We start from the raw sequence: 11532 nt of genomic DNA on the forward strand, positions 1-11532 counted from the left end.
AAACTATATGACAACTCAAATGACTAACTGTATGAGATCCTCTTCGCTGATATTCTGACATATCATAAAGATATAATTTTTATATCACTAAAGTGCTGCAATGAAATTGCAGGGTTTTAGACCCTAATTTGAAACCAATAAAAAAGCATCCCGTTTGGGATGCTTTCACAGGAAGTTATTCTTATTTTTGATTAACACTTAAAAATTAAACTTCTTCCTTTAAATTTTAACAACAAAAAAAGCCTCGTCTATACCGATGAGGCTTTTCTTTTTTTGAGCGGGAGACCGGGTTCGAACCGGCGACATTCAGCTTGGAAGGCTGACGCTCTACCAACTGAGCTACTCCCGCATTGCGGTTGCAAATATATAAAAACCATTGAGTATTTCACAAATAAAAAATGTAACTTTTTTAAAAATTTTTCAATTAAAAAATTAAGCCCTTGATTTTGAATTCTTTTTGAAATAAAAAAAGTTCATCACAGCCCTTCATCTGAGTAAATTCGAGGTTTCAATGGCCTTTTAAAACTTAAATATTGCCCGAAAAATCATCATTCAATGTTTATATTAACAAATCTCTCTCAATATTTCTCGCGATTTAAATAATTTCAATCTTAGAAAAGGTTCTGAGTTTTTATTTTGTTTAAGTTTGACTGAACAGATAATTGCAATCCATGACTGAGCAACTGAATTATAACACTAGAATTATTGATGCCTCTGAAACAATTCCGGTTCGCCACCCTGTTTTAAGACCGGGCAAACCAATTGAATCCTGTAATTTTGATGGAGACAACCTGGAAACTACATTTCATCTTGGAATTTTTTTAAACAATCAAATTGTTGGCGTGGTATCATATTTTAAAAATTGTAACGATTTACTAACCGAGAGCTCGCAGTACCAACTTAGAGGTATGGCTGTTTTAGAAGATTTTCAAGGCAAAGGCCTCGGTAATTTATTAGTTCAGCAAGGAGATACCTTATTAAGAGAGAAGAAGATAAAAACACTCTGGTGTAATGCTCGTGAAGTTGCTACTACGTTTTACCAAAAGAATAACTTTACTATTATTGGAGAACCGTTCAACATCAAAGACATCGGTCTCCACTATGTGATGTACAAAACATTGACCTAAACTTAATTTTTGTAACTTTAATCATCTACAATTTACTTAAAAATGAGAAGTAGAAATTTTAAATTGCGATTACTAATTGGCGTAGCAATTGCCTTGTTTTTTGTCGTTAAACGTTGTAGCCAACAAGAAGTGAACCCCTATACTGGTCGCACACAAACCATATCAATGTCTGCCGATAAAGAAATAGCTATAGGTTTACAAAGCGCTCCGCAAATGGCCCAACAATACGGAGGGTTGCATCCCAACAACCAATTCCAGGCTTTGGTGGATAATGTTGGTAATAAACTTGTGAATAATAGCATTGCCAAAAAAACACCATACCAATACGAATTTCATTTGCTTAACGACCAGAACACCATTAACGCCTTTGCTTTACCCGGTGGACAAATATTTATTACTTACGCTTTGTTTTCTAAATTGGAAAATGAAGACCAGTTGGCGGGTGTACTTGGTCATGAAATAGGCCATGTTCTTGGTCGTCATAGTGCCGAACGCATTGCCGAAACCGAATACTGGCAAGGCTTAGCAACCGCGGGTTCGGTTGGCGCCGATATTGGAGACATGGTTGGTAGTATTGGTCAAAACACCTTACTCACCAACGGTCGAGGCGATGAACTAGAAAGTGACGACTTGGGTGTCAAATTTATGATAGATGCCGGCTACAACCCTGAAGAAATGATTGGTGTAATGGAAATTTTAAAAGCTGCTGCGGGCCCAAACCGGGTTCCTGAATTTCAAAGCACACATCCCGATCCCGATAATCGCATTGAGAAAATACAAGAAGCCATCAAAAAATATAAAAACCAGTAATAAAAAAAGCCCTGTAAAAACAGGGCTTTTTTGAGTGACTAACTCAAATAATTAAGTGCTATAATTATTTTTTTGATAATGCCATATCAATAACTTGTTGCGCATCTTTAGCGCCGTGTAATTCGGCATATTTTTTTGCTGTATAACCTTTTCCACATTTTGCTTTTAGGTCTGCGCCTTCAGTAATTAAAAGTTGTAAAATTTCAACACGGTTATATTTAGCAGCATACATAGCCGGCGTCATACCGTTAGATTTTTGGTTAACGTCTTCGCCTCTGGCTATTAATTTTTTAACGGTAACAATATCGCCTTTAGCGATCGATACACAAAAAGAGTTTACTTTAAAATACGTTACTTTGTTTGTTGCAACGTTAGGTTCGATTGTTTTTGCATTTACTGATACTACTGATAAACATAATGCAATTGCTGAAAGAATGATTGTTTTTTTCATGATGAAAGAATTTTGATTTGATTAATGATTTTGTTTTTTGATTATATCTAATAGACGACGGTAAGTAACATATGTTACATTAAAACCATTCTTTTCTGCATTTTTAACATATAATTCACATTTCTTTAACGGAATCCATTTTTTTTAAATATCCTTCAAAAAAGCTCTAAAACAGGATGTTTTTAAGCCATTTCACCTTCTTTTTTTTCACAAACTTCAGTATATTTGATAGCTGAAAAAATTACACATATAATGAACAAAAAAGTTATCTTAATGATACTTGACGGATGGGGAAATTCTCCAGATCCTAAAGTTTCTGCAATCGACAATGCCAATACACCTTTTATAGATTCTCTTTATACAAAATACCCTTACGCGACCTTACGTACCGATGGTTTACACGTGGGTTTACCTGAAGGGCAGATGGGAAATAGTGAGGTTGGACACATGAATTTAGGTGCCGGACGCATTGTATATCAAGATTTAGTAAAAGTTAATTTAGCAGTTGAAAACAAAACCTTAAATACCGAAAAAGTATTGGTCGATGCTTTCGAATATGCTAAAACAAATAATAAAGACGTTCACTTTTTAGGCTTATTAAGTGATGGTGGTGTGCACTCTCACATAAAGCACCTTTTCGGATTAATTGATGCCGCCGATGAATACGGTTTAGAGCACACCTACATCCACGCCTTTACCGATGGTCGTGATGTAGACCCTAAATCTGGTTTCGGCTTTTTAACCGAATTAGAATCTCATCTTGAAAAATCTAAAGCAAAATTAGCTACCGTAACAGGAAGGTATTATGCGATGGATAGAGATAAACGTTGGGAACGTGTAAAATTAGCTTACGATGCTATGGTAAATGGTGTTGGTGAGAAATCGACTAATGTTACCGAGACAGTTCAGAAAAATTATAACGACGATATTACCGATGAGTTCATTAAGCCAATTATTATGACTGGGACAGATGGTGAGCCTGTTACAAAAATAAAAGATGGCGATGTCGTGATCTTCTTTAACTTTAGAACTGATCGTGGTCGTGAATTAACCGAAGCGTTGTCGCAAACCGATTTCCACGAACAAAACATGCACAAATTAAACTTGCATTATGTAACGCTTACTAATTATGACGACACCTATAAAAACGTTAACGTCATCTTCAACAAAGACAATTTATCGGAAACTTTAGGTGAAGTTTTAGCTAAGAATGGTAAGAAGCAAATTCGTATTGCTGAGACTGAAAAATATCCGCACGTTACCTTTTTCTTCTCTGGTGGTCAGGAAAAAGAATTTGAAGGTGAAACACGTATTTTAAGAAATTCCCCTAAAGTAGCGACTTACGATTTACAGCCGGAAATGAGTGCTTATGAATTACGAGATGCCTTAGTTCCGGAATTACAAAAAGGCGATGTAGATTTCGTTTGTTTAAACTTTGCTAATGGCGATATGGTTGGACATACCGGTGTTATGGAAGCTGCCATTAAAGCTTGTGAAGCGGTTGACGAATGTGTTAAAGATGTGGTTACAACCGCGCTTGATAACGGTTACACCACTATTTTAATTGCCGATCACGGAAACTGTGAAACGATGATTAACCCAGACGGTACGCCAAATACAGCGCACACCACCAACCCGGTTCCTGTAATTTTAATAGATGATGAATTAAAATCTATTAAAGATGGTATTTTAGGAGATGTTGCTCCTACCATTTTAAAACTTATGGGTGTTAAGCAGCCAGCTGCAATGACACAGCATGCCTTAGTTTAAATTCTTTAATTAAAATTGTACATTTGTTTTAAACAACAAGTCTATAATCTTAATGAATTTAAACGAACAACTTATAATCGCTGTCGATTTTGACGGCACCATAGTTGAAGATGCTTATCCAAATATAGGAAAGCCGATGCTTTTTGCTTTTGAAACCTTAAAAATGCTTCAAAACAAAGGCCATCGGCTTATTTTATGGACTTACCGCCATGGTAGTAAATTAGATGATGCTGTTAATTTTTGCAAAGAACATGGCATTACATTTTATGCCGTAAACAGCAGTTATCCAGAAGAAGATTTCAGTAATAATTCAAGCCGTAAAATTCACGCCGATTTATTTATCGACGACCGAAATATTGGAGGCTTTCCGGGTTGGGGAGAAATTTATCAAATGGTAACCAACACCAAACCTCAGGAACAAGAAAAAAAGAAAGGCTTTTTCAGGATTTTCAAATAATCTAGCATAATTCAAACTGTTAATTATTCCTTTCATTCAAAAGGCATTCCCACTATTTTAAGTATCTTTGCCCATATTTTTTTGACACATGATTCATATTAAAACCAGAGAAGAAATTGAATTAATGCGCGAAAGTGCTTTAATCGTATCTAAAACTTTAGGAGAAGTTGCTAAAGCCGTAAAACCGGGCGTAACAACCTTGCAACTTGATAAAATTGCAGAAGAATGCATTAGAGATAACGGGGCTATTCCTGGGTTTTTAGGGCTGTACGATTTTCCGAACACCCTTTGTATGAGCCCTAACTCACAAGTGGTTCACGGTATTCCTAATAACGATCCACTTCAGGAAGGCGATATTATTTCGATTGACTGTGGGGCTTTAAAAAATGGATTTTACGGTGATCATGCCTATACCTTTGCGGTTGGAGAGATTGACCCTGAAACTGAAAAATTACTTAAGGTTACCAAAGAATCGCTTTATGTAGGTATTCGCGAATTCAAAAAAAATAATCGTGTTGGTGATGTAGGCTATGCCATTCAAAAATACTGCGAAGATCATGGTTATGGTGTTGTTCGTGAATTAGTAGGTCACGGATTAGGCAAAAAAATGCACGAAGACCCAGAAATGCCTAACTACGGTAAACGTGGTCGCGGTAAAAAATTTGCGGAAGGTATGGTTGTAGCCATCGAACCTATGATTAACATGGGAACACACCGTATTCAACAACACAGAGACGGATGGACCATTACTACTTTAGACAATAAACCAAGTGCGCACTTCGAGCACGATGTAGCGCTTGTTGACGGTAAACCTGAATTACTTTCAACTTTTGCTTATATCTATGATGCTTTAGGTATCACATCGAACGAAGAAGACGAATTCAGACAAAACGCATTAGTTCTTTAACATGAACCAAATTGAACGTATTGAACAGGAGCTTGAACCTTTAAGAGCTCAGTTAAACAATCATAAATTATATAGTTCCCTAAATACCATCGATGATGTTCAAACCTTTATGGAGCAACATGTTTTTGCGGTTTGGGATTTTATGTCGTTACTAAAGTCACTTCAAAATCAATTAACCACTACTACCCTGCCTTGGGTACCCGTGGCTAATCCAGCAACCTCAAGGTTTATAAATGAGATTGTATTAGGTGAAGAAAGTGATGTTAACGAACTTGGCGAGCCTAAGAGTCATTACGAAATGTACTTAGATGCCATGCTTCAGGTTGGTGCCAGCACAAAACAGATAAATATATTTATCGATTTCATAAAAGAAGGACTTTCAATTACCGATGCAGGCTTAAAAGCTAAATTGGAAGCCGAAACATTAAATTTCATTCAGTTTTCATTCGATGTGATTGATACTAAAAAACCGCATGTTATTGCTTCGGCATTTACTTTTGGTCGTGAAGATGTCATTCCTGATATGTTCTTTCAAATTATAAATCAGTCGAAAACTGAAGATAATACCTACAGTAAGCTCACGTATTATTTAAATCGTCATATTGAATTAGATGGTGATGAGCACGGTCCGTTATCTTTAAAAATGATTGAAGAATTATGTAAGGAAGATGATAAAAAGTGGGAGGAAGCTTTAACAACGGCAAAACAAGCTTTAGAACACCGCATCGCTCTTTGGGATAGTATCGCATCCTTAATTCAATCGAATCGTTTAGTTGAAGCCTAACGCCTTTGAAAAAGCTTTTTAAAATAATTCTGAATGTTATCCCGAGGCCTTTATTAATCAGGTTAAGTTATATTATTCGTCCTGTTCTGGCTTTCTTTTTAAAAGGGAAAAACTTTATTGATCCCATAGATGGAAAAGGCTTCAGAACTTTTTTACCCTATGGTTACGGCACGCAACGCAACAACGTTTTGTCGCCTTCAACATTAAGTTTAGAACGTCATCGATTATTGTGGCTTTACTTGAATAAGGAAACCAATTTCTTTACCGATAATTTAAAAGTGCTACACTTTGCTCCAGAGCAGTGTTTTTTAAAACGCTTTAAAAGCTTAAAGAATTTAGATTATACCACTACCGATTTATTATCCCCTATTGCTGATGTAAAAGCTGATATCTGCGATTTACCGTTTAATGATAATGAATTTGATGTTATTTTATGCAATCATGTTTTAGAGCATATTCCAGACGACACCAAGGCCATGCAGGAATTATATCGCGTGATGAAACCTGGCGGCTGGGGTATATTTCAGATTCCACAGGATTTAAGTCGTGAGGTAACATTTGAAGACGATACCATTACAGACAAAAAAGAACGTGCTAAAATTTTCGGACAATACGACCATGTTCGGGTGTATGGTCGTGATTATTTCAACAAATTACGTTCTATCGGTTTTACGGTTGAAAAAACTGATTACACGAAAAATTTCTCAGAACAAGATATTGAAACCTACTGCTTAGCCAAAGGCGAAATTATCCCTGTGGTTAGAAAGTAAAACGAAATAAAATGGCACAGCAATATTTTATAATTACAGGCGCTTTGTATGGCATGCTATCAGTAATATTTGGAGCTTTTGGCGCCCATGCTCTAAAAAAAATAATATCAGACAGCGAACTATTAAAAAGTTTTGAAACAGGTGTTAAATATCAAATGTATCACGCCATAGTTCTTCTAATTTTAGGTCTAAACAACTTTAATAATTCAACCATTTACTGGTGTTTTACCATAGGCATATTCCTGTTTTCTTTCAGTATTTATGGTCTGGTTTTAAGTAGTGTGAAAGGAAAAAAACTAAAGTTTCTAGGCCCTATCACTCCTCTTGGAGGTTTGCTTTTAATTGCAGGTTGGTTCTTTATCCTTTTGGAAGTATTATAAACTAAGCTTCAGGAAACCCGTTCAGACTTAGGGTTTCAAATTCATGCTGTTCGTTTTCAAAAATTAAAAACACTTTTAGTTCGGGATGCGATTTTAAAAACATTTTTATCTTTTCAACGCCCATAGCTTTAAACGCTGTGGCATAAGCATCGGCTGTCATACAATCTGACGCAATCACCGAAATGCTTAACAGATTGGTTTTACTTGGATATCCGGTTTGGGTATTAATAATATGAGCGTACTTATTTCCATTTTCATCTACTTTAAACTTTCTGTACGTGCCAGATGTTGCCATGGCTTCATCTTTAACAGTAATACCTTTTAAAATAGATTGCGTACCGTCAAAATGTGGTTGCTCTACTCCAACTTTCCATGGCGATTGTTTTTCAGTATTGATCCCTCGTGTTCTAATCTCCCCTCCTATTTCAACCAAATAATTTTTGATGTTTTTACTTTCTAAAAACTGACCAATAACATCAACACCATAACCCTTGGCTATGGCATTAAAATCGATAAAAGCGCCTGCCGGCTTCTTTAAAACATGGTTATTCAGTTGGACTTTATCGAAACCAACCGACAGCATTAAACTATCTATTTTAAGGCTATCGAGATTTACTATTTTTCCTCCCGGACCAAAATCCCAGGCATTCACTAAAGCACCAATGGTTGGATCGAAAGCACCTTGTGTTGCTTTATAAATATTCTTTGAGGTATTAAAAACAGTTTCGAAATGCGTATCGACCAAGCTGTCTTCATTTCTATTAATTCTTGAAATATCAGAGGTTGGAATATAGGTTGACATCGACTTGTTAATAACTGCAAACAAACTATCAAATTGTGGTTGATAATTCACTTCCGAGTCATACAGCACGGAATAACTGGTTCCGAAAACAGGGCCTGACAACTTGGTATTTTTCACTACTGTTTCACAAGAAACCATTAACAGCACTAAAGCTGATACTAGAACAATTTTCATCTTAATTAAGATTTGTTTCAATAACCTGAATGCCGTTATATTCCATTAAATATTCCTGATTTAAGTAAATAGGCATTTTTTCACCTTCCACATTACCAATACCTACGCCTGCATAAAGTACTTTAGCATTTTTTTCTCTGGCGTGTTTTTTAAAGGTTTCCATCCAAACCACATCATAATTGTTCGGATTATCGGGTAAAATAACTGCTCTAACAATCACAAAATAGTATTGACTATTCTTATCGATACACACAAATTGCGGATGCTTTTTAAGTTTACTATTAACCGCTATAAATTCAAAACCGCGTTGTTCTAAATCCTTTCCAACGTGATTCATAGCCAAATTATGTAATTCCTGTTCTGTAAGTGGTTTACTCATACTGCAAAAATAATATTAAAATTTCGCCTACCCTAAAATTAAAAAATGTTTAACTTTAAAGCTCTTACTTATCAATCCTTACCATATTGAGGGTTCATTTTTGTAATTAAAATCAATATATGACACCACATCCTCTTTCTAAAAAAGTCGGACTTTTTTTAGGCCCCATTATTTTTATTTGTCTTCAATCTATAACTTTTGAATCTATTTCAGAACAGGCCTGTACAGTAATTGCAATAGCCGGCTGGATGATTTGCTGGTGGATTACCGAAGCTGTTTCTATTTCGGTCACAGCCCTATTACCACTACTTTTATTTCCTCTGTTTAAAATTATGCCCATAGCCGATGTAGGCGCTAATTATGGAAGTCCAATCATTTTCCTATTCTTTGGTGGTTTTGTTTTGGCTTTGGCCTTAGAAAAAGTAAATCTGCACAAACGTATTGCCTTAACTATTATAAAGAAAACAGGTTCAACCCCTAATCGTGTTATTCTTGGTTTTATGATAGCCACCGGATTTATGAGCATGTGGATTAGTAATACCGCAAGCACAGTGGTAATGCTTCCTATTGCTCTTTCGGTTATAAAATTACTCATTAAAGACGATGATGGATTTACCAAACAGGATAAAAATTTTGCTTTAAGCGTGATGTTAGGTATTGCTTTCTCGGCAAATGCAGGTGGCATAGCCACGGTAATTGGCACACCTCCCAATTCGGTTTTAATTGGCTTACTGGAAAATGAATACCATATTGAAATTTCCTTTTTAAAATGGATGATAATGGGGTTACCGTTTTCAATCATTTTAATTAGTGTCATTTACTTGGTGATGGTTAAATGGTTTTTCCCTTGTGAGGGATTGGTATTTAACACCGAAAAAGACTTTATAGATAATGAATTGAAAAAACTTGGCAAAACCAGTTCTAGCGAAAGACAGGTCCTTATCATTTTTGCGATTACCGTTTTTTTATGGATTTTCAGAACAGTGATTAACAAGCTGATTCCAGATTTGGAATTATCGGATACAATGATAAGTATGTTTGGCGCTTTGATGTTATTTACGATACCTCATAACCTAAAACGCGGTGAATTCATTTTAGAATGGCAAGATACCCAGAAATTAGCTTGGGGCATTCTCATGCTATTTGGTGGTGGTTTGGCTTTGGCCAAAGGCATGTCTGCAACCGGTATTGTCGATGTGGTCGCTAACCATATTGCTACCAGTCAAATAAGTATTTTAGTTATGGCCTCATTACTTATTATTCTTATGTTATTTATGACCGAATTAATGAGCAATGTGGCATTAACCGCCGTTCTTGCTCCAGTAGTAGCAGGAATAGCGTTAGGTTTAGATGTTCCCATGTTACATCTTCTTATTCCAGTAACCCTTGCCAGTAGTTGTGCCTTTATGTTACCTATGGCAACCCCGCCTAATGCCATTGTTTTTGCCAGCGGTTATATTAAAGTAAGCGACATGGCCAAAGTTGGTTTTATTTTAAATCTTATCTCTATTGCACTACTTATTCTTCTGTTTCAAATAGGGTTACCCTTAATATTTTAACACTAAAATTTTGGGAAAGAAATTGTTTTTCAATAATTTAGAAGGAAGTTTCTGTAATTATGAAAACACCCATTAACCGCTTAGATACTGCCATAAACAAATTATATACGGCATTTCACGATGACAGACTTCATCCAGAATGTTGTAAACAATGTGCTGTGGGTAACATTTTAGATAATTCAGATACTTGGAAACATTTTTCTGATAATCACGGCTCAACCAACCTAAATTATATTGGTAAGATTAATGAGACCTTCGGAAAACGGTTTAATGGGTATACACCTTCAGAATTACTTCTTATTGAAGCTACATTTTTAAATGCCTGTGGCTACCAATTACCATTACATTTTAAAAATAAAAAGCCTAAAAAACCTACCGACAAAGATGTCTTATTCAACGGGCTTCAAGCAGTCATTGAACTATTATGTAAATTGGACGATAGCCAAAATGTGATGGATTACACAAAACTTTTTGAAAATCTAAAAACAACTAAACAATCACTAGTTTTAGATTAACTACATCTGAAACTTTTTATAGACGCAACCATTTAGGAAAATTCGCATCTAACTATAAACATGTCGAAATGATGAAATATTTGTTAATTTCTCTACTCTGTCTTTTTATCTTTAGTTGCTCCAGTGGTAATTTAAAAAAAGAAAACAACTTTTCATTCAAACCGGGTGCCTGTATTGATATTCAAAACAACGGATATAAACTATGTATCACTACCATAGAAGATGGCAGGTGTCCTTTAAATATGAATTGTTTATGGCAAGGCAATGCGACTGTATACTTTATCCTAACTTCAAATCATGAAGACATTTCCTTTACTTTAAATACATTCAAGAATTTTAAACAAGACACTATTATTAATAACCTAAAATTTTCGTTAGTTGATGTTCTACCTTACCCGGAACGGACGCCTTCATCTAACTTGGAGGATTACACTATAAAGCTAGAAATTTCCAATCCTGACTAACTATCATTTACAAAAAAAAGACTAACACTCTAAATATCAACACACTAAATTACATAATTTAGAAAAATTTTCTTACTTTTAATTTTCACATAATTAACCACTAACCAACAAAGAACTGAGTTAAAAAGCAAACAATTTTAAGCTAATTTAGACATAAAGTTCTCATCATAAGGCAATCCACTT

14 protein-coding genes and 1 tRNA gene are annotated in these 11532 nt (G+C 35.4%); 11 read left to right on the top strand and 4 right to left on the bottom strand.

The annotated features are described in order from the left end of the window. Positions 1 to 276: 276 nt before the first annotated feature. Positions 277 to 349: transfer RNA gene (locus ICJ85_RS15835), tRNA-Gly, on the bottom strand. Positions 350 to 671: 322 nt separating this feature from the next. Between ICJ85_RS15835 and ICJ85_RS15840 the strand changes: the two genes are divergently transcribed. Beyond that, positions 672 to 1127, top strand: coding sequence for a GNAT family N-acetyltransferase (locus ICJ85_RS15840; RefSeq protein WP_188224778.1), 456 nt, complete (start codon positions 672 to 674; stop codon positions 1125 to 1127). A gap of 42 nt (positions 1128 to 1169) precedes the next feature. Continuing rightward, complete coding sequence (locus tag ICJ85_RS15845) at positions 1170 to 1937, top strand: M48 family metalloprotease (RefSeq protein WP_188224779.1); 768 nt, start codon at positions 1170 to 1172, stop codon at positions 1935 to 1937. Positions 1938 to 2001: 64 nt separating this feature from the next. Here ICJ85_RS15845 and ICJ85_RS15850 read toward each other — a convergent pair whose 3' ends face one another. Further along, positions 2002 to 2388, bottom strand: coding sequence for an ankyrin repeat domain-containing protein (locus ICJ85_RS15850; RefSeq protein WP_188224780.1), 387 nt, complete (start codon positions 2386 to 2388; stop codon positions 2002 to 2004). Between the two features lie 252 nt (positions 2389 to 2640). Between ICJ85_RS15850 and gpmI the strand changes: the two genes are divergently transcribed. From gpmI to ICJ85_RS15880, 6 genes are all read left to right on the top strand, one after another. Further along, positions 2641 to 4158, top strand: a complete 1518-nt coding sequence (gpmI, locus tag ICJ85_RS15855) for a 2,3-bisphosphoglycerate-independent phosphoglycerate mutase (RefSeq protein ID WP_188224781.1) — start codon at positions 2641 to 2643, stop codon at positions 4156 to 4158. A 52-nt stretch (positions 4159 to 4210) separates the two neighbouring features. Then, complete coding sequence (locus ICJ85_RS15860; protein ID WP_188224782.1) at positions 4211 to 4615, top strand: BT0820 family HAD-type phosphatase; 405 nt, start codon at positions 4211 to 4213, stop codon at positions 4613 to 4615. Between the two features lie 88 nt (positions 4616 to 4703). Next, positions 4704 to 5522, top strand: a complete 819-nt coding sequence (map, locus tag ICJ85_RS15865; protein ID WP_188224783.1) for a type I methionyl aminopeptidase — start codon at positions 4704 to 4706, stop codon at positions 5520 to 5522. 1 nt (position 5523) lies between these two features. After that, positions 5524 to 6306 carry a DUF3050 domain-containing protein gene (locus ICJ85_RS15870; RefSeq protein WP_188224784.1) on the top strand — a complete coding sequence of 261 codons (783 nt, stop codon included), beginning with the start codon at positions 5524 to 5526 and terminating at the stop codon, positions 6304 to 6306. A 5-nt stretch (positions 6307 to 6311) separates the two neighbouring features. Further along, positions 6312 to 7076, top strand: a complete 765-nt coding sequence (locus ICJ85_RS15875) for a class I SAM-dependent methyltransferase (RefSeq protein WP_188224785.1) — start codon at positions 6312 to 6314, stop codon at positions 7074 to 7076. 11 nt (positions 7077 to 7087) lie between these two features. Beyond that, positions 7088 to 7456 carry a DUF423 domain-containing protein gene (locus ICJ85_RS15880; protein ID WP_188224786.1) on the top strand — a complete coding sequence of 123 codons (369 nt, stop codon included), beginning with the start codon at positions 7088 to 7090 and terminating at the stop codon, positions 7454 to 7456. A gap of 1 nt (position 7457) precedes the next feature. Here ICJ85_RS15880 and ICJ85_RS15885 read toward each other — a convergent pair whose 3' ends face one another. After that, a complete protein-coding gene (locus ICJ85_RS15885; protein WP_188224787.1) occupies positions 7458 to 8432 on the bottom strand; it encodes an FAD:protein FMN transferase in 975 nt (324 codons plus the stop codon). A 1-nt stretch (position 8433) separates the two neighbouring features. Beyond that, positions 8434 to 8811, bottom strand: coding sequence for a Na(+)-translocating NADH-quinone reductase subunit F (locus tag ICJ85_RS15890; protein ID WP_188216889.1), 378 nt, complete (start codon positions 8809 to 8811; stop codon positions 8434 to 8436). 119 nt (positions 8812 to 8930) lie between these two features. On the opposite strand from ICJ85_RS15890, the gene ICJ85_RS15895 reads away from it, so the two are divergent. From ICJ85_RS15895 to ICJ85_RS15905, 3 genes are all read left to right on the top strand, one after another. Then, positions 8931 to 10370: an SLC13 family permease gene (locus ICJ85_RS15895; protein ID WP_188224788.1), complete on the top strand. Its 1440-nt coding sequence runs from the start codon at positions 8931 to 8933 to the stop codon at positions 10368 to 10370. A 59-nt stretch (positions 10371 to 10429) separates the two neighbouring features. After that, positions 10430 to 10885: a Na(+)-translocating NADH-quinone reductase subunit F gene (locus ICJ85_RS15900; protein WP_188224789.1), complete on the top strand. Its 456-nt coding sequence runs from the start codon at positions 10430 to 10432 to the stop codon at positions 10883 to 10885. A 68-nt stretch (positions 10886 to 10953) separates the two neighbouring features. Then, the gene (locus tag ICJ85_RS15905; RefSeq protein WP_188224790.1) at positions 10954 to 11349 is read left to right on the top strand and encodes a hypothetical protein; all 396 of its coding nucleotides are present in this window, start codon (positions 10954 to 10956) and stop codon (positions 11347 to 11349) included. The last annotated feature ends 183 nt before the right edge of the window (positions 11350 to 11532 follow it).

Origin of the sequence: Aestuariibaculum marinum, from assembly GCF_014596975.1 — a bacterium.
Taxonomy (GTDB): domain Bacteria; phylum Bacteroidota; class Bacteroidia; order Flavobacteriales; family Flavobacteriaceae; genus Aestuariibaculum; species Aestuariibaculum marinum.